We start from the raw sequence: 17,975 nt of genomic DNA on the forward strand, positions 1-17,975 counted from the left end.
AGGTCGGCAGGTCGCGCGCGTTGCTATTCCCAGAGCTTGTCGTAGTCATTCCAGTAGTGGCCCATGTCACGATCCTGGGTCAGGCCATACAGCGTGTAGCGGCGGGCCAGACGGGCGCCGCCATCGCGGGTCAGCGGCTGCCAGGCGATGGTCGTGCTGCTGCGGCTCGATTCCGAGAAGAAGACATCGAGCGGGATCGAGACGTAGAGCCCTTTGTCGAAACTGCCTTCGCCGTAGTCGTCGCCGGCGTCCGTCAGTGTTGCCCAGGCACCGATCCGCACCCCGGAATCGAACTGGCGGGAAAGGTCGAATGTTGCGCCGAGGTCCTTGGCCAGATAGCGACCCACGCTGACCTGAGCGAGGACGTCCTCGATGCCGGTCTCGATATAGGCGGTCGCATGGCCGGTCCAGGTGTCGTAGTCGCGCATGTCGAAGCGCTGGTCGAAATCCCGCTGCTTGACCCAGTTGAGGTCGACGCCGAACGCTACGGGACTGTTGAACGGGCGATAGAGCACTTCGCCACCGGCGCCGGCATACATCATCTCGAGCAGACCGCCGTAGGCCATACCGTACCAGTCCTGGCCGAATCGCAGGGTGCGGGTGTACTGCAGGTTATAGATACCGAGACTGGTTTCATCCAGATAGCTGTTGATGTTGGTGCGAACGCGAGGCAGCCTCGAATTGGCGACGTAGTCGAAGTCATCGAAATTGTCCGCCAGGTTCAGAGCGGCGCGGCCGCTGAACCAGCCGTTGGGGTCAGTGCGGTATTCGGCGTCGAGCTTGGCATAGATCTGATAGAGGTAGCCGTCGGGACCTCCCAGGTTCTGATTCAAGCCCGGCGACAGGCTCCAGGTGAACTGATCGAGATCGTTCTGATAGAGCAGCTTGCCAGCGGGAGGGGTGTCGCCGGGTTGCGTCAATGCCGAAGCGTACAGACCGTAGCGGTACTGCTGGTCATAGGCCGTGGAACCGGCTGCGTCGAGATAGGCCTGGCGATCATGGACATCGTCGCGCAGCCCCATGCCGACACTCTGCCAGCGGTAGCGGTACGTGCCGATATCTTCCGCGGTGTGGTTGTTGAGGATGCGATTGGCGCGGCCTTCGCTCTCCAGCATCGAGCGATACTTTGTCGCCTCGGCCTCGACGATCAACTCGTCGTCGTCGCGGGTGATACGCCGCACGCGCATCCCGGCATTGGCCTGTAGTTCAGAACTGACGGCTTCCCAGTCCTGCGCGGTCCGCTCCGGTGCCGCCTGGATCGGTACCGGGCGCGGATCGTCGGTCTTGGGTTGGGCAAGGCCGGCGAGGTTGCCTCGGAAGGTGATGCCGAACATGGCAGTGTCGCCGCGCTCCCATCCGGCGCTCAACGAGACGTTGTCGTTGAGGCTCAGGCGGGCCCCGAGATTGAGCGGAGAAGATTGCGCCAGGGTGGTCTCGAACGGTTCACTCCGGTAGTCGTTGCCATCGTATTCGAGCTGGAGGGTCAGCGGCTCCCAGCCGGTCTGGTATTCGATGCCGCCGAACAGCCCGACGTCGCCGCTGAAGATGTCGCCGAACTCGAAGTCGCCGGCTTCATCGGGGTTCTCCGTGGAGCGCTCGTCGAAGCGATCCGATACTGCCCCCAGCGGATTGCCGATGCTGCCACCATTGGCCAGATAGCCCCAGCCCAGCCCGAGCGTGAAATCGAAGTCGTACCAGCGTTTGCTGGCGACCAGATACTCGCTGCCGAAGAGGCCGGTACCGCCGAAGTCGCGGAAGCCCAGCGCCACGGCTGGCGTGTTGCGGTCCTCCTCGAGCAACCGGAGCTTGAAGTCGATCCCTTTGTCCAGGTAGGCGCGGCCGGGATCGCTGGAGGCCGGGTAGTCCTGGTTGGTGATCGCCGTGTAGCGAAAGCCGGCCTCCAGCCAGTCCATGGGCTGAAAGCTGATGTTGTAGCGGAGGTAGGGCGACACATGGCTGTGATTGAGAGAGATGTCCCCCAAGGGTGCCATGCGCGCCGTCGGCGTCTGCATCAGTCCGACGCCGCCGAAATCGGTGCGGGCCTGACCCAGGTCTGCCTGCACGATGGGGGCGTGCGCCATCAGCATCGGGAGCGAGACTCCCATGACCGGGGTGAAAAGGCGCAGCTGTGTCCAGCGGCGATCTGCGAATGTCGTCATGAGCATGGTTTATCGATAGAGATGGGCTGGATCGAGCGTGATGCATTCGTCGCCGGGCAAGCGTGTGGCCAGAAACTGGGGTAGGGCCATATCGACCCACTGGGCGCCAACGGAGTCCAGGGGCAGGGGGACCACAACGCGGCTGCCGGGGACCAGTGGGGCCCACTGGTGATTCCAGGCGGCGATGCCCAGGCGATGGATCTCGCCCTGGGGGCTCACCAGTTGCAGTGTGTCAGCACCGGTATGGGCGTCTCCGTCGAGCCGGGCGAGCAACGCATCGGTGGTCATCCCCGGCTCCCATGCCAGCCTGGTGACGCCCAGGGGCGTCCAGGCCTCGATCCAGTCGGGGGTCTGGCACCAGCCCAGTGCGTCGACATCCTCGAGTCGGGGGACCTGACGCAGATGCGCCATCAGCCAGGTCGGATCGACGCGCCCCGGTATTCGACTCTTGTCCAGTTTGCCGAGCGCCTCCCGCCACGCTTCCAGGCCGTTACCGACCCGTGGCGCCCCCAGTAGCCGGGCCTGCATGGCAAGGCCCTCGAGTTCGGCGTCCAGGCGGCGTTGACGCTGCCGGTCCTCGGCCGTGGCGTCATCTCGAGTTACGAAGGCACGCGACCAATTGACCGTGGTCTCCCGTTCCACGGTCAACCAGGCATCGAGCAGCGACGGGGAAGGCGACGGCGGTCGACGTCCCTCGATATCGATGGTGAAGGTCGAGGTCGGTTCGCTGTCGTCCTGGGCGTCGGCGTTACCGGCCAGACCGAGACCGCATAGTGCGATGGCGATCCAGTAACGCGTGGTGCGCCATGGCTGGCGCCGATGATACGGGAAACGGGGGGTCACCATGTGTCGATCTCGTCCTTGCTGCGCTTCACGAAAATCCCTGTCTCGCTCTCGCCGAAGGGCGACGCTACCTGGGTCACCAAGGGCGGGCGACCTGCCAGTCGAATATCGGCGCGCCGGGCCACGGTTGGGTTTCGACCGCCCATGGCCGGCCATCTTCCGGCGCTCGCCAGAGTGTGCCGTGAGTGACGTTGCCATCCTCCCAGTTCACGGTTTCATGGCAGACCTGCAACGCTCGCGACATCAACGGCAGTTCGACCTGGGAAGGTGCCGCGTCACACTCGAGCAGGGCGGTCGCCTGGCCGTGGTGCAGGTCGCCGTCCGCCGTTTGCCACTCCCGCGTGAGGCGATAGGCGATCGAGGAGGAGGTCCCTCTCCAAGGGCTTTCGTCGACGATCTCGCCCTCCTTGCCAGTGATACTGGTGTCGATCAAGTTCTGCTCGAGACCGGCGCTGCTGTGCAGGTAGCCATCCTTCAGGGCGACGGTGGCCGAGTCGCGGAACTGCCAGTAGGTCATGTCTCCAACCTGACTCGCCAGGATCACCAGTCCGCCATGCCCCCCGACGTGAAAGTCGAGCGAGGCGTAGGAAGTGGCGGCGGCTTGGTCGGACACGTCGCCGGTGGCGGACCCCGGGACCAGGCCATCAAGGGCGCGCCCACCGCCCAGGGAGCAGCCGGAGAGGATGAGGCTAGCCATGGCGAGACAAAAGAAGACCGCCCGAGGGCGGTCTTCCAGGCGGTAATGACGTGCTGCTGTCATTACCGGGTCCCGGTCGTACCGGTGGTGCCGGTCGTTCCGGTAGTGCCGTCACTGCCCCCTGCTGCGGCCAGCGCACCGACCGACGACGCCGCAGTGCTGGTGCCGACAGACGAGGCTGTCGATGCACTAGCGGCGGTGCCGGCTCCGGCGGCGCTGCCCGTTGCGACTTCCTGGGCGGCGGCGAGTGAAGAGACAGCCATTAACGCGACTGCCATTATGGCCAGTTTCTTCATAAGTACCTCCTAACGTGTTGGTTAAACCAACGATGTGGTCCGAAGACCACCTATATTCTTACTAATATCACGTATCTGGGCAATTATAACTTTCAATTTTTTGACGTTGTAGTGTGTCAAAACAAAGACACCCGGGACCTTGCACTGAATGGCATCAAGTATAATTAGTCATCTCCATTATGGTGCAAGCGTTGCGAGATAAAGCAATAAAATTATAATGTGTTTTTATGAAACGGTGGTTGTCTTTAGTGTGATCGCCGAGTTTAATTTGTCTAAAAATGGCGACAGCTGGCTTGTTTGCAAGGTTCATGAAGTTCAGAAATTGGCCGGTCGCTGGTAAAAAGCGCTCGGGGCATCGCGCCTCTCTTGGTCCGAAAACCCGGTGCTGCAAGGTGATTTCGCGCCTTCCTTTCTCTAAGTCATTGAAAAGAAAAGACGGACATTTCCACCGCCAGGAATTGTTTCGCTTGGTTTCCTGTGTCACTCGATGTGTATTTCAAGGTCTTAATAGTAATTTTCTGATTTTGTTGATACTTCCGGCTGTCGCGAATTCGTCACACCAGATCGTTATCAGTAATGGCCAGATCCATGTGGGTTCGTGGGATTCTTGGTTCTTGCACACTTTTGACAGCCTTTTTGTAACTCAAAAGTTAGGTGTTTTGTCTGTTTTGAAAAGGTGGCACGTTATTGGCATTGGTTGATTTGCGAGGAGGCTGCGTCAAGGATTGCTCGACTTCAAATGTTGCGCATCGGTGATCGGTAGGCGTCGATGATGCGCGATTCTTTTCTATAGAGAACTCGACACGATAATCAGGGCTTCGGGGAATGCCGTTAAAATCCCGGGGCGGTAGCGTGTTTAAAAATTATTTTAAAAGCGGATGTCATTCACGGGTCATAGTAGTCAGGGCTTTATATGGACGAAATAAAGGGTGTTCGACAGGGATGATGAAAATTCGCGAAGGTTGCAGTCGCTCTATTTTCCGAGGGTGTTTGCCCGTGTTGGCGTTATCGCTGGTCGTAACCGCCTCCGGCTGCGCCTTTGCGCCCGGGGGGCACATCGACTACGACACGGATTCCGCCCCTATCGATGATCTGGTCGACGTGGAGCCGATCACGCTGGGCCTGGTCCGGACACAGCAGGCGATGACGTCACTTCGGGGTGGGAGCGGCGACAAGGCCGACCTGCAGCGGGTGTCGGCGGCTTCCCATGGTGACCCGGCGCTGGACGACCGCTACGAGTATCACATCGGTATCGGTGACGTGTTGTCGATCATCGTCTACGACCACCCGGAGTTGACCATACCTGCCGGCAGCGAGCGGCCGACGGAGGACACGGGCAATACGGTCTACAGCGACGGCACGATCTTCTATCCCTACGTCGGACGTATCCAGGTGGCCGGCCGCACGGTGGAGGATGTCCGCTCCCAGCTTCAGCGCCGCCTGGCGACCTACGTCACCGAACCCCAGGTCGACGTCAAGGTCGTGGGCTTCAATTCCCAGAAGGTGTACGTCACCGGGCAGGTCGAGAATCCCGGGGTGATGCCCATCACCAACGTTCCGATGACGGTGCTGGACGCCATCAATCTCGGTGGCGGCCTCAATGGAGAGGCCAACTGGCACGACGTGGTGCTGTCGAGAGGCAGCGTCGAAACGCATATCGACGTCTATTCGATGCTCCAGAACGGCGATATGCGCCAGAACCAGTTGCTTCGGGACGGGGATGTGCTTCATGTATCCGATATCGGCAGTCAGAAGGTCTTCGTCATGGGCGAAGTGATGGACCCGGTGACCCTGCCGATGGGGAATTCGCGCCTCTCGCTGACCGATGCGCTGTCCCAGGCAGGCGGGATGGACGAGACCCAGGCCAACGCAAAGGGCATTTTCGTGATCCGTCAATCCACGCCGGACAGTGGCAAGCTGGCCACGGTCTATCAGCTCGACGCACGCAATGCGACGGCGCTGGTGCTCGGGGCGCAGTTCATGCTGCAGCCCACCGATATCGTCTATGTCACCGCCGCGCCGCTGAGTCGTTGGAATCGGGTCATCAATCAGCTGACGCCGACGATCAGTTCCGTCTATCAGGTGACACGAGCCACGCGTGACTTCGACGAACTTCGCGACGGCAACTGACATGTTCGATCGAATACTGGTGTTGTGTACCGGCAATATTTGCCGCAGCCCGGTGGCCGAGGCGCTGCTGAGGCAGCGATTCCCCGGCAGGCAGATCGACTCCGCGGGGCTGGGGGCGCTGGTAGGCGAGGGCGCGGAGCCCACGGCCCGGGAGCTGGCGGAGCGGGAAGGGCTGGATCTGTCCGCCCATGTCGCGCGGCAGGTCGATGTCGGCATGTTGCAGTCCGCCGACCTGATCCTGGTGATGTCCGATGGTCAGCGTCGGGCGGTGACGGAGCTTTATCCCGCTGCCAGTGGCAAGACGATGCTGGTCACTCGCTGGACCGGGGAGGGCGAGGTACCCGACCCCTATCGCAAGAGTCGGAGCGCTTTCGAACACGTTCATCGTTTGCTGACACAAGCTGCAGATGCCTGGGTAGGCAAGTTGCCGGATCGCTGAAAGGATGCAAAAACCCCACATGACCACAAGCAACACATCGACGACATCGACAGCGAGTAACCACGAAGAGATAGACATTCGTCGGCTGCTGGGGATCTTACTGGATCACAAGAAATGGGTGATGGCGAGCATTCTGGGCTTCGCGCTGATCGGCATCCTGTATGCCAGCCTGGCGACACCCATCTATCGAGCCGACGCCCTGGTGCAGATCGAGAGTGACTCGCCGGGCAACAATCCGCTCCAGGAGGTGACGAGTCTGCTGGGCGAGAAGCCGCCGACGCTCTCGGAGATCGAGATCATTCGGTCGCGGATGGTGCTGGGCCAGGCGGTCGACCTGCTCAATCTCGACATCAACGTGGCGCCGGTTACCCTGCCGATCATCGGGGCTTTCCTGGAGCGTCAAGGCATCGGGCGGCCCGGGTTCGCCAACGGGTGGGGCTATGCATTCAGCGGCGAGACCATTGCCGTCAGCGAGATGCCGATGGCCGATGCCTATCTCGGCAAGACGTTCACCCTGGAGGTCGAGGACAGTTACACCTACCGTCTGCGGGATGCCGACGGAGAATCTCTGGGGTCGGGCAAGGTCGGGCAGTTGAGTACCTTCCTGAACGGTGACGTCGCCATGCGGGTCACCTCGATCCAGGCGCCGGCTGGCGCCGAGTTCACCGTCCAACACGTGCCCAGACTGGCAGCCATCAACGGCTTGCGGGGGCGCTTCGAGGTCGGAGAGGCGGGCAGCGAGACGGGGATTCTCAGCTGGAGCCTGACCGGGCCGGATCCGGATGCCGCCAAGAAGACACTCAATACGATCGCCGACATCTACTACTCGCAGAACGTTCAACGTCAATCGGAAGAGGCGCGCAAGAGCCTCGAGTTCCTGAATACTCAGGTGCCGCAGATCCGTAGCCAGTTGAACGAGTCGGAAGAGAAGCTCAACGAGTATCGCGAGTCCAAGGATAGTGTCGACCTCTCGCTGGAGACGAAATCGGTCCTCGAGCGGATCGTGAATCTGGAGTCCCAGTTGAACGAACTGGAGATGAGCGAGGCGGAGATATCGCAGCGCTTCACCAAGAGCCACCCGACCTATCAGGCGCTGCTGGAGAAGAAGGCGCAGCTCCAGCGCGAGCGGGACAATCTCGACAAGCAGGTCAAGGGGTTGCCGGAGACGCAGCAGGAGATCCTGCGGCTGCAGCGGGACGTCGAGGTGACCAACGAGATCTACGTCCAACTGCTCAACAAGGTGCAGGAGACCAAGATCGCCGAGGCCAGCACGGTGGGTAACGTGCGGATTCTGGACGGCGCCGAGGTTTTGCCGGCCCCGGTGGCACCGAACAAGCCGCTGCTGGTCGCCGTTGCCATCATCGTCGGCCTGATCGTCGGGGTTGCCGCCGTCTTCCTCAGGGCGCTGTTCAACCGCGGTATCGAAACCCAGGAGCAGATCGAGGATCTGGGGCTGCCGGTCTACGCCACCATTCCGCTGTCGGATGAGCAGGGCAAGCTGAATCGACGCGTGAAGCGCTCCGGCAAGGAGTACGCCCGCAGCTACCCCAGCGGCCTGCTGGCCGCCCGTAATCCCGCCGATGTCTCGGTCGAGGCGCTGCGCGGGCTGCGGACCAGTCTTCACTTCGCCATGCTCGAGGCGGGCAACAATCGCCTGATGATCACCGGGCCCAGCCCAGGCGTGGGCAAGAGCTTCGTCAGCGTCAACCTGGCGACGGTGTGTGCCCAGGCGGGGCAGCGCGTGCTCGTCGTCGACGCCGACATGCGCAAGGGGCAGATCCACAGCGCCTTCGGTGCCGCTTCCGAGAACGGGCTGAGCGACGTGCTGTCCGGCAAGCAGGGGCTCGAGGAGGTGATTCGACCGGTCGACAAGGTGGACAACCTGTATTACGTCGCCCGTGGCATGGCGCCGCCGAATCCTTCCGAGCTCCTGATGACCCAGCGTTTCAGCGAATTCCTGGCCCAGGTCAGTGAACGCTTCGATCTGGTCATCGTCGACTCCCCGCCGATTCTCGCGGTGACCGACGCGGCCATCATCGGCAAGCAGATGGGCACCACGCTGATGCTCGCCCGTTTCCAGACCAACCCGGTCAAGGAGCTGGAATTGGCCATCAGCCGGCTGAGGACGGCGGGCGTCGAGCCGCGCGGAGCCATCTTCAATGCCGTGGAGCGCAAGGCCGCTACCGAGTACGGCTACGGCTACTACCACTACAGCTACAAATGATGGCCACCCGACCGTTCGAATCCAGGCGGATTGATCCGACTCAGGGACTATCCTCATGACGCTTTCTCTGCTGGGCGGCCGACACGCGCAGATCGTTTCGCGGTTGCGTGGCGAGCTGTTCGTCAACCTCTGTCGCACCTTCGCCGCCCGGGGCATCGCCGCGCTGGGGACGATCCTGCTGGGTGTCGTCCTGGGGCGCCTCTACGGTGCCCAGGGAGTCGGGGTCTTCGCGCTGGCCCAGAGCGTCATCTTCGGTGCGGGCATCATCGCCTGTTACGGCCTCAACGGGTCGCTGATGCGCTACATCAGCCAGGACAGCGCCAGCCCTTACATCACGCGCTATCTGCGCTGGGCACTGGTGCGGGCGGGCTGGCTGAGCCTGCTCCTGGGGGGCGGGATCGGCCTGCTGCACCGCCAGATCGCCGAGGCCTTCGGTTCGCCCGAGCTCTCGTCGCTGCTGATCAGCATCGCGGTGGCGACGCCGGCCTTCACGCTCTCGTTCGTGCTGGCGGGGTTCCTGAAAGGCGTCCACATGCCGGCCAGGGCGAGCCTGCAGGAGAACGGCTCGATATCGCTGCTGGCCGCGCTCTGCATCCTGGCCACGGTTGTCGTCACCGATTCCCGCTCGCTGCCGCAGGCCGGCTGGGCATTCTGCCTGTCGGCCTGGCTGGTATGCCTGCAGGGGGCTCTCCAGATGGTGCTGTGGTTGCGCCGTCATCCCGCGGTGCGGCACGCCGACGGGGAGGATGCCGAGGCGCCGCCTGGCCGCGCCGAGTTCTTCGCCACCGCGCAGAGTTTCATCGTGCTCAACCTGTCGATGTTTCTCCAGCAGGTGGTGGCGATGCTGATTGCCGGTGCGCTGCTGAGTCACGCCGATCTGGGGCTGTTCAAGTCCGCCGAGCGGGTCGGCATGGTCATCAGCTTCATTCTGCTGGTCATCAATGCGGTCTTCCCGCCGCGCTTCGCGCAACTGTTCCATCGTGGCGAGCACGAGGCGCTGGGGCGACTGGCCCGACAGAGCTCGATGGTCGCGGCGGGCATGGCAACACCGCTGGCGATCGTCTGCTTGCTCTTCCCTGAGTGGGTGCTGGGCTGGTTCGGGCCGGAGTTCCGCGAGGCGGCGAGCCTGTTGCGTATCGTCGTGGTCGGCCATCTCGTCAATGTGTCGTTCGGCTCGGTGGGTTTCCTGCTGACGATGACGGGGCGCGAGAAGGTGATGCGCAATATCTCGCTGGTCTGCAGCGCTCTGGGGCTGCTGGCGTTCGTGGTGCTGATTCCGCTGTGGGGGGCCGTCGGTGCCGCAATCTCCCTCGCCATGGTGCTGGGGATGCAGAACCTGGTCGCGGCATGTTTCGTCTGGCGTCGGATGGGCATCGTCATGCTGCCAATCCGGCGCTGAACCACCGCGGATGCCGGGGGCGGGCAGTCTCCGGCTCGGCACCCTACCTTGATCGAAATCGCAGGCCACGGATTGCCGTCGGCGGTTAATGGATAGCGAGAGACATGCTGGTAATCAACGCCAAACGGCTGTTCGTGGCGATGGCGATCGTTTTCGCCATCGCGCTACCGAAATCGGGGGTCGCCGTGGGCGGCATCCCCCTCAATACCATCTATCTGCTGATCTGCTTCTCGTTCCCGATCCTGTTCATCAAGGCGATCCTGGGGACGGGCCAGCTGGGCCGCCAGGATCGCTACTCGATCTACATCTGGTTGCTGATGCCGTTCTGGGCGTTGTTCCTGACGGTGACGCTGCTCAATGGCATTGCCAGCGTCGGGATCTACTTCGGCTACATCATGGCGCTGATCGTGGTGCCGATCTTCTTCTACGTATGGTCGAAACGGCTGTCGGCGGAGAACGTACGCTATCTGCTGGTCTGCCTGCGCAACTGCACTCGGTTCGCGGTCGCCTTCGGTCTCTTTCTTTTCGTTCTCAAGATCGGAACCGGGCAATATTTCTCCATCCCCGCACTGACCACGACCTTCGGTGCCGAGCGGACGCTCGAGGCCCGGATGAACGACCGCGGCGGAATCTACAAGCTGTTCTCGACCTACAACAACGGCAATATCTACGCGGTCTGCATGATCATGCTGCTGCCGGTCTACGCCGTCATCGAGAAGAACCGGTTGTGGCTCCTGGCGCTGATGCTGACGATCATGTTGACGCTGTCGCGCACCGCCTGGGCACTGTTGCTGATCTACTGCGCGTTCGAGTACCTGATCTTCAACAAGGCGATATCGGTCAAGAAACTGATCGTGATCTGTCTGGCAGTCTGCCTGGTGGTGCCGGGCATCATCGGGCTGCTGGGCATGATGGGCAAGGACGTCACGTTCCTCTTCGACAGCAATCTGGGCGGCCGGGCGGCTTATCTGGAGTACTTCTTCGATGCCGGCCTGATCTCCAGTACGCCGATCTACTGGTCCTACGAGATCCCCTACGTCTCCATCGCGGAGTTCGTCGGCCTGATTGGATTGATCCCCTTTCTGATGTTCTTCGCCAACATCGTGATGGCGCGGAGCCTCTTCGACGCGACCCGGCCGATCAGTCGCGCCGCTTCGATCGGATGCGTGATGTATTGGGTGGCGACGTTCTCCGATGCCGCGCTGGTGCTGGTTCCCACCTTCATCATCTATTGCCTGCTGGTGATGCTCTCTTTCAGCGAGTGAATTCATGAAAATCATGCATGTGTGCGAGACGGTGACCGGCGGCATCGCCACGTACCTCAACAACGTGGTGGCGGAGCAGGCGCGACGCCCGGAAGTCGAGGCCGTGTCGGTGTTGCTGCCGCTCACCCAGCTCGAGGAGATCAACCTGGGCGACATCGACGGGCTGCAGGGCAAGATCCATATCGTCGGGTTCGAGGGAGCGGGCCGGATCCAGCGACTGAAACATCTTGCGCTGCGTCTGCGCGGCGCGGTGTCCCAGGCGCGCCCCGATGTGGTGCATGTTCATAGTACCTTCGCCGGCTTTATCTGCCGCACGTTGCCGGTCTCTTTCCACGGCGCCAAGTTGATCTATCAGCCGCATGGGGTCGCGTTCGATCCGCATCGCATCTCCGGCCTCAAGAAACATGGCATCCAGTGGGTGGAGCGAGTGTTGTATCGACGCACCGATGGTGTCGTCGCCATCTCGGAGTATGAGCGCGCACTGCTGGAAGCGGCCGGGATGGGGGACAAGACGCTACTGATCAAGAACTGTGTGCGCGATACCCGGGAAGCGATCGGCGACGAGCGCAAGGAGGACTTCTATCTGTTCATCGGGCGCTTCGATCGTCAGAAGGGATTCGACCAGCTCCACGCATTCTGGGGCGAGGATCGCCCGCTGCTGAAGATCGTCGGCGGCAACGTCGTCGATTCCGATGCCACGTTCACCCCCCGCGACAACATGGAATTTCTCGGGTGGCAGGACAACACCGCCCTCGACGGGCTGATCGCGCGGGCCAAGGCGCTGATCGTCCCCAGCCGTTGGGAGGGGTTCGGGCTGGTAGTCCTGGAGGCATACCGCAACGCCACGCCGGTGATCTGCTCGAACCGCGGTGCTCTGCCCGAGCTGGTGAGTCATGGCGAGACCGGCTTCGTCTTCGACTTCGACGACTTCCCGGCCTCTCTCTGCGCGGCGATGACGGCCTTCGACCACTGCGACCGGCAGGCGATGGGGCGGCGCTGTCGTGAGCGCTACGAGCGGGATTTCTCGCCGGCCAGCATGAATGCCGAACTCTTGAAACTCTACCAGCCTAGTGGGCAGTGCTATGTATAGTCAGGTTCTGATCAACATCTCCAATCCCGAGGATTACCGCTTCTTCAAGCGCGTTTTCGCCGCTCCCGGCGCCAGTGGTTGTCGTGTCGAGTTCGTGGCCAACAACCTGATCATGTATGTCTACCTGACGCTGAAGCGCGAGACGGTGTTCATGCCGCGTCGGGGCCGCGGCCGTACCTGCCGCGAGAACAACTTCAGCATCCTGACCGGCCGCCTGACCCACGCGCAGGCCGACAGGGTCTACTCCGGTTTCGCGGAGTTCATCGAACGCGAGCAACCCAAGCGCCAGTGGGATCTCTATATCCTGCCGAGCGGGCGCCTCGCGTCGCAGTCGGCACTGGCCGATCATGCCCGAGTCAACGGCATCGACGTGCTCTACACCGGCTACGGCAATATCGGCAACAAGACCTTCGCGGATCCGCAGGGTACCGACATGCAGTCCTATCTCTACGAGCATGTGGAGGTGCTCGACGAGTACCCGGTCGATCTCGACGCCTTTCGCCGGTGGAAGCGCGAGTACACCGCCGCACGCATGAAGCGGCACGTAATAGGGCAGGCGCGGAAGCTCGATTTCAAGACCGCGTTCCAGAAGTTCGTTCAGGTGGTGGGGTGCCGCCTCGAGGCGATCCTGGGTTACGCCGGCGAGAACGCCTACGGCTTCGACGAGCTCAGCAAGCTCCGCAAGGCGGATGAGGTCGCCCTCGACGAAATGGATTGGGAAACGCCCTACCTGTTCTTCCCGATGCAGGTGAGTACCGATGCCCAGATCATCCTGAACTACCACAAGAACAGCGTGATCGACGGTCTCAAGGAGGCGATCGCGATGGCCAGGGAGAAGGGGCTGAGGCTGGTGGTCAAGCCACATCCGGCGGAAATCAACCAGGCCATCCCGTCGATTCTGGCCGGGCTGCGGGCGGAGCACGGTTTCCTCATCGTCAACGAGAACACCTTCCAGTTGCTGGACCGGGCGGTAGAGGTGGTGACGATCAACTCCACGGTGGGTCTCGAGGCCAAGTTGCTGGACAAGAAGGTGACGTTCCTGGGCAATACCTTCTACGCGCACTTCAGCGAGCGTCGTCTGGCGGCTTACATCGATCACTACCTGGTGAACGAGGACTACTTTCAGGAGACTCCCTTCAGCGAGGCGAATTTCGTTAAGCTAATGGACCGCGCAAGATTGCATTCAATGGATAGAAGTGAGGTGGCTTGATGAAATCCGTATCGGTCGGCGGACTGGCAGTGGCCAACGACGCGCCTTTCACGCTGTTTGGCGGCATCAACGTGCTGGAGGACCTCGACAGCACCTTGAGGGCCTGCGAAGCCTATGTCGAAGTGACCGGAAAACTGGGGATTCCCTACGTGTTCAAGGCCTCTTTCGACAAGGCCAACCGTTCCTCGATTCACTCCTTCCGCGGCGTCGGTCTCGACCAGGGGCTGAAAATCTTCGAGGCGGTCAAGCGCGAATTCGACGTGCCCGTGATCACCGACGTGCACGAGGTGGCGCAGGCCCAGCCCGTCGCCGAGGTCGCCGACGTGATCCAGCTGCCGGCATTTCTGGCTCGCCAGACGGACCTCGTCGTGGCCATGGCGAGGACCGGCAAGCCGATCAACATCAAGAAACCGCAGTTCCTGAGCCCGGGGCAGGTCAAGAATATCGTCGACAAGTGCGCCGAAGCGGGCAACGAGCAGGTGATCCTGTGTGAACGCGGCAGCTGCTTCGGCTACGACAATCTGGTCGTCGACATGCTGGGCTTTCGCGAGATGATGAACGTCAGCGGCAACGCGCCGGTGATCTTCGACGTGACCCACAGCCTGCAGCGTCGGGATCCGACCAGCGAGGCCTCGGGCGGGCGTCGTCGTCAGGCTCTCGAACTCGCCCGCGCCGGGATGGCCGTGGGGCTGGGCGGGCTGTTCCTCGAGTCGCATCCCGACCCCGACAATGCGCGCTGCGATGGCCCCAGCGCGCTGCCGCTCGACAAGCTGGAACCGTTCCTGGCCCAGATCAAGGCGGTGGACGATCTGGTCAAGAGCCTGCCCACGGTCGAGATCGACTGATGGAAAGACGAGATCGATCGATGACTCGCCCGGATCTTCGTGACCAGATCGAGCTCGTGCTGTTCGATGTCGATGGCGTGCTGACCGACGGCACGCTGTTGATCGGCCCGGAGGGTGAAGCGCTCAAGCCGTTCAACGTGCGTGACGGCGTCGCGATCGGGCTGCTGCGGCAGCACGGCATCAAGAGCGGCGTGCTGTCGGCCAAATCGAGCCGGCCACTGCTGACGCGAGCTACCCAGTTGGGCATGGACGTGGTCAAGATCGGCTTCAGTCGCAAGCTCGAAGCCATCCAGCAGATCGCCGAGGAGCAGGGCATCGCCGCCGAGCGTATCGCATTCGCCGGGGACGACATCATCGACATCCCGGTGATGCGGGAGGTCGCTGTGGCCTACGCCCCGGCCGATGCCCATCCCCTGGTTCTCGAGGCCGCCGACCATGTGATGACGACCGCGGGCGGCCGCGGTGTCGCCCGCGAGATCGCCGAGGACTTGCTCCTGGCGCGGGGCCTCGACCTGGCCGGTATGTATGCACATATGCTGGGAGATGACGACGCGCTGCGTCGCCTGGTCCAGTAGCACGCCGGCGGGAAAGCGCCCGCTTGCGCCTCCCGCCATGCCTCAAGGCGCCGGACTCCCCCTCCGGTACCCAAGTCACCGACCGCCCGGTCGGTGACCTCGTCGAAGCCAGGGTCCTCGATCCCTGAAACCCTCAGGTGTCGGAGGCACGGCCCTCGACTCTCGATCCTATCGACATCTTCTTATCGCGAAGTCGCGCGTCCGCGCGCGCTCGAATCATGGGCCCAGATGCCGTCGGTGCGGCGTCATCGGTCCGCCGTCGGCAGTCGGCCGGTTCGGTCTGACAGCTACCCGTGTCAGGGAGGAGCAGTGAATGAATCTGGAATATCTGGAAACGGCACGACAGGTCTTCGTCAAGGAAGCCGAATCGCTTCTGGAGGTTTCCCGCAAGCTCGACAACGACCTGAGTGCCGCCATCGACGCCATCCTGCAGACCCCGGGACGAGTGATCGTCTGCGGAATGGGTAAGTCCGGGATCGTCGGTCGCAAGATAGCGGCGACCCTGGCGAGTACTGGCAGCCCGAGCTTCTTCATGCATCCGGGGGAGGCGTACCACGGCGACCTGGGCATGGTGACGCCCCACGACGTCTTCCTGGCGATCTCTAATTCGGGAGAGACGGAGGAGGTCGTCAAGCTGATCCCGTATCTCAAGGATAACGGCAACTATCTGGTCGGCATGACCGGTAACCGTGGCTCGACGCTGGCGCGCGCTTCCCACAGCCATCTAGATATCGGTGTCGTCGAGGAGGCTTGTCCGCTGCAGCTGGCGCCGACATCGTCGACCACCGCCACGCTGGCGATGGGGGACGCGCTGGCGGTGACGCTGATGAAGGCGCGGGACTTCCAGCCCGAGAACTTCGCCCGATTCCACCCGGGGGGCTCGCTCGGGCGCCGCCTGCTGAGCCGGGTCGAGCACGAGATGCACAGCGACAACCTGCCGGTGGTCAAGGCGGAGGCGGAGGTGCTCGATGTGATCCAGGCGATGTCGCGCGGACAGTTGGGGATGGCGGTGGTCCAGCACAACGATAGTTGGGGCGTCATCACCGATGGTGACATTCGCCGTGCCATCGAGAAGTACGGCGAATACGTCTTCTCCAAGAAGGCCTATGACTTCATGACGCCGCAGGCGTCGCGAATTGCTCCGACGGCCCGCGTCGAGGACGCGTTGGTAATGATGGAGTCCAAGAAGATCAACGCCCTGCTGGTTTTCGACAGCGACCGGCTGGTGGGGGTTTTCCAGAAATAGCGGGCGGGTTCGGGAGACTGTCCGCCGAAACCCGAGCGTGATTTCCCCGGACGCTTTCAAGGATGGATCTCGACGACGGAGTGTGAAATGACCTTCAAGGATGAGTTCCGGCAACCGTTTTCAACAACAGCTATGTCAAGGGTCATCAGGATGGTATCGGGAGAACGAATATGAAGAGTCTGAATCCTGTCAGGCGGTTGGCACCGTTGATCGACGTCATGGCGATTCTGCTGGCGGGGATTCTCGCCAACGGGATCCGGTTCCAGACGACGCAGCTGGAGAGCGTCAATAAGCTGGTCCTGATCGTGATGGCGCTGGCTGTCGTGCTGATCAACCTGTCCGGTGGCGGTTACAGCAAGTGGCGTTCCACCCGGCTGCGCAGCCGAATCTATCGGCTGCTATGGGTATGGGCCGCGGTATTCGCGGCAGTAAGCATCCTGATGTTCCTGCTCAAGCTGTCGGACGAGGTCTCCCGCCAGTGGCTGGTGTTCACCTTCATGCTGTCGTTCTGCCTGGTCGCCGCCTCCCGGGCGCTGCTGATGATGCTGACGATGTACCACAACGGCAGCATTCGCAATCGACGCAAGGTGTTCCTGGTCGGGCCTGAGGCGAACCTCCTCGATGTGGCGCGTTCGTTGCGTCGGCATCAGGAGCAGGGGTATGCGATCGCCGGTGTCTGCCGCGGTCGTGTGCTGCGGGCGGAGAAGGCGCCACGCAACCTGGCTCGCCGGGTGGAGAAGTCGGGTGCCCATGAGGTGTGGATCTGTCTGTCGGTCTCCGAGGGCGAGCATGTCAAGGCGATCATGTACAACCTTCGCCACCTGCCGTTGGAGATTCGCTTCATCCCTCATTTTGCCGACATCCCGCTGCTCAACCATCGCGTCAGCCATATCGCCGGCACCCATGCCATCGATCTGAGCGTCAGCCCGATTGCCGGCAGTGCACTATGGGTCAAGCGGCTCGAGGATATCGTCATCGGCGGGCTGATCCTGCTGCTGATCGCGCCGGTCTGCGCGGCTTGCGCCATCGCCGTCAAGTTTTCCTCCCCCGGCCCGGTACTGTTCAAGCAGCTGCGTACCGGCGCCAATGGCCAGGACGTTCAGGTCTACAAGTTTCGCTCGATGAAACTGCATCAGGAGGAGAACGGCCAGGTCGCCCAGGCGACGCGGCGGGATCCTCGAATCACGCGGGTCGGCGCGTTTCTGCGCCGTACGTCGCTGGATGAGTTGCCGCAGTTCATCAACGTGATTCAGGGACGCATGTCGATCGTCGGCCCGCGGCCCCACGCCCTGGCGCACAACGAGTACTACAAGGATCTGGTCGAGTCGTACATGCAGCGGCACATGGTGAAACCGGGAATTACCGGCTGGGCCCAGGTTCGAGGTTTCCGTGGCGAAACCGATACGCTGGACAAGATGCAGCACCGTGTCGAGCACGACCTCTGGTACATCAATAACTGGTCCCTGCTGCTGGACCTCAAGATCATCTTCCTGACGGTCTTCAAGGGCTTCACCGGCAACAACGCTTACTGATCCCCCTGTGTCCGGCCGCCGCCGG

General features: G+C 62.2%; 14 protein-coding genes. 11 read left to right on the forward strand and 3 right to left on the reverse strand.

The genetic code is table 11. From position 1 onward, the window contains the following. Positions 1 to 23 precede the first annotated feature (23 nt). The 3 genes from DOM56_RS11305 to DOM56_RS11315 form a co-directional block, all read right to left on the reverse strand. Positions 24 to 2,159, reverse strand: a complete 2,136-nt coding sequence (locus DOM56_RS11305) for a YjbH domain-containing protein (RefSeq protein WP_232822264.1) — start codon at positions 2,157 to 2,159, stop codon at positions 24 to 26. A 9-nt stretch (positions 2,160 to 2,168) separates the two neighbouring features. Further along, on the reverse strand, positions 2,169 to 3,005 hold the full coding sequence (locus tag DOM56_RS11310; RefSeq protein WP_157958216.1) for a capsule biosynthesis GfcC family protein: 837 nt from the start codon (positions 3,003 to 3,005) through the stop codon (positions 2,169 to 2,171). A gap of 73 nt (positions 3,006 to 3,078) precedes the next feature. Continuing rightward, positions 3,079 to 3,762 carry a hypothetical protein gene (locus DOM56_RS11315; RefSeq protein WP_110708843.1) on the reverse strand — a complete coding sequence of 228 codons (684 nt, stop codon included), beginning with the start codon at positions 3,760 to 3,762 and terminating at the stop codon, positions 3,079 to 3,081. 1,229 nt (positions 3,763 to 4,991) lie between these two features. On the opposite strand from DOM56_RS11315, the gene DOM56_RS11325 reads away from it, so the two are divergent. The 11 genes from DOM56_RS11325 to DOM56_RS11375 all read left to right on the forward strand — a co-directional run bounded on the left by DOM56_RS11325 (position 4,992) and on the right by DOM56_RS11375 (position 17,950). After that, a complete protein-coding gene (locus tag DOM56_RS11325) occupies positions 4,992 to 6,125 on the forward strand; it encodes a polysaccharide export protein (protein WP_232822265.1) in 1,134 nt (377 codons plus the stop codon). A 1-nt stretch (position 6,126) separates the two neighbouring features. Further along, on the forward strand, positions 6,127 to 6,564 hold the full coding sequence (locus tag DOM56_RS11330) for a low molecular weight protein-tyrosine-phosphatase (protein WP_110708845.1): 438 nt from the start codon (positions 6,127 to 6,129) through the stop codon (positions 6,562 to 6,564). A 19-nt stretch (positions 6,565 to 6,583) separates the two neighbouring features. Then, on the forward strand, positions 6,584 to 8,788 hold the full coding sequence (locus DOM56_RS11335; protein WP_110708846.1) for a polysaccharide biosynthesis tyrosine autokinase: 2,205 nt from the start codon (positions 6,584 to 6,586) through the stop codon (positions 8,786 to 8,788). A gap of 55 nt (positions 8,789 to 8,843) precedes the next feature. Continuing rightward, the gene (locus tag DOM56_RS11340; protein ID WP_110708847.1) at positions 8,844 to 10,187 is read left to right on the forward strand and encodes an oligosaccharide flippase family protein; all 1,344 of its coding nucleotides are present in this window, start codon (positions 8,844 to 8,846) and stop codon (positions 10,185 to 10,187) included. Between the two features lie 104 nt (positions 10,188 to 10,291). Next, entirely contained in the window at positions 10,292 to 11,452 is a 1,161-nt protein-coding gene (locus DOM56_RS11345; protein WP_110708848.1) for a hypothetical protein, read from the forward strand. Between the two features lie 4 nt (positions 11,453 to 11,456). Continuing rightward, a complete protein-coding gene (locus DOM56_RS11350) occupies positions 11,457 to 12,542 on the forward strand; it encodes a glycosyltransferase family 4 protein (RefSeq protein ID WP_110708849.1) in 1,086 nt (361 codons plus the stop codon). Next, positions 12,535 to 13,752, forward strand: a complete 1,218-nt coding sequence (locus DOM56_RS11355; RefSeq protein ID WP_110708850.1) for a hypothetical protein — start codon at positions 12,535 to 12,537, stop codon at positions 13,750 to 13,752. The genes DOM56_RS11350 and DOM56_RS11355 overlap by 8 nt, the downstream gene beginning before the upstream one ends. Continuing rightward, entirely contained in the window at positions 13,752 to 14,597 is an 846-nt protein-coding gene (kdsA, locus tag DOM56_RS11360; RefSeq protein WP_110708851.1) for a 3-deoxy-8-phosphooctulonate synthase, read from the forward strand. Before DOM56_RS11355 ends, kdsA begins: the two co-directional genes overlap by 1 nt. Before the next feature lie 20 nt (positions 14,598 to 14,617). Further along, entirely contained in the window at positions 14,618 to 15,172 is a 555-nt protein-coding gene (locus tag DOM56_RS11365) for an HAD hydrolase family protein (protein ID WP_110708852.1), read from the forward strand. Positions 15,173 to 15,485: 313 nt separating this feature from the next. After that, positions 15,486 to 16,418 carry a KpsF/GutQ family sugar-phosphate isomerase gene (locus DOM56_RS11370; RefSeq protein WP_110599521.1) on the forward strand — a complete coding sequence of 311 codons (933 nt, stop codon included), beginning with the start codon at positions 15,486 to 15,488 and terminating at the stop codon, positions 16,416 to 16,418. Between the two features lie 170 nt (positions 16,419 to 16,588). Then, positions 16,589 to 17,950, forward strand: coding sequence for an undecaprenyl-phosphate glucose phosphotransferase (locus tag DOM56_RS11375; RefSeq protein WP_110708853.1), 1,362 nt, complete (start codon positions 16,589 to 16,591; stop codon positions 17,948 to 17,950). Positions 17,951 to 17,975 lie beyond the last annotated feature (25 nt).

Source organism: Salinicola sp. CR57 (genome assembly GCF_003206585.1).
Lineage (GTDB): Bacteria > Pseudomonadota > Gammaproteobacteria > Pseudomonadales > Halomonadaceae > Salinicola > Salinicola lusitanus.

Excerpts from the sequence above, each read along its gene's own strand:
- DOM56_RS11335 (WP_110708846.1), top strand. The coding sequence starts at position 6,584 with ATGACCACAAGCAACACATCGACGACATCGACAGCGAGTAACCACGAA.
- DOM56_RS11355 (WP_110708850.1), top strand. The coding sequence starts at position 12,535 with ATGTATAGTCAGGTTCTGATCAACATCTCCAATCCCGAGGATTACCGC.
- DOM56_RS11350 (WP_110708849.1), top strand. The coding sequence starts at position 11,457 with ATGAAAATCATGCATGTGTGCGAGACGGTGACCGGCGGCATCGCCACG.
- DOM56_RS11330 (WP_110708845.1), top strand. The coding sequence starts at position 6,127 with ATGTTCGATCGAATACTGGTGTTGTGTACCGGCAATATTTGCCGCAGC.
- DOM56_RS11305 (WP_232822264.1), bottom strand. The coding sequence starts at position 2,159 with ATGACGACATTCGCAGATCGCCGCTGGACACAGCTGCGCCTTTTCACC.
- DOM56_RS11365 (WP_110708852.1), top strand. The coding sequence starts at position 14,618 with ATGACTCGCCCGGATCTTCGTGACCAGATCGAGCTCGTGCTGTTCGAT.
- DOM56_RS11375 (WP_110708853.1), top strand. The coding sequence starts at position 16,589 with ATGAAGAGTCTGAATCCTGTCAGGCGGTTGGCACCGTTGATCGACGTC.
- DOM56_RS11310 (WP_157958216.1), bottom strand. The coding sequence starts at position 3,005 with ATGGTGACCCCCCGTTTCCCGTATCATCGGCGCCAGCCATGGCGCACC.
- DOM56_RS11315 (WP_110708843.1), bottom strand. The coding sequence starts at position 3,762 with ATGACAGCAGCACGTCATTACCGCCTGGAAGACCGCCCTCGGGCGGTC.
- DOM56_RS11340 (WP_110708847.1), top strand. The coding sequence starts at position 8,844 with ATGACGCTTTCTCTGCTGGGCGGCCGACACGCGCAGATCGTTTCGCGG.
- DOM56_RS11345 (WP_110708848.1), top strand. The coding sequence starts at position 10,292 with ATGCTGGTAATCAACGCCAAACGGCTGTTCGTGGCGATGGCGATCGTT.
- kdsA (WP_110708851.1), top strand. The coding sequence starts at position 13,752 with ATGAAATCCGTATCGGTCGGCGGACTGGCAGTGGCCAACGACGCGCCT.
- DOM56_RS11370 (WP_110599521.1), top strand. The coding sequence starts at position 15,486 with ATGAATCTGGAATATCTGGAAACGGCACGACAGGTCTTCGTCAAGGAA.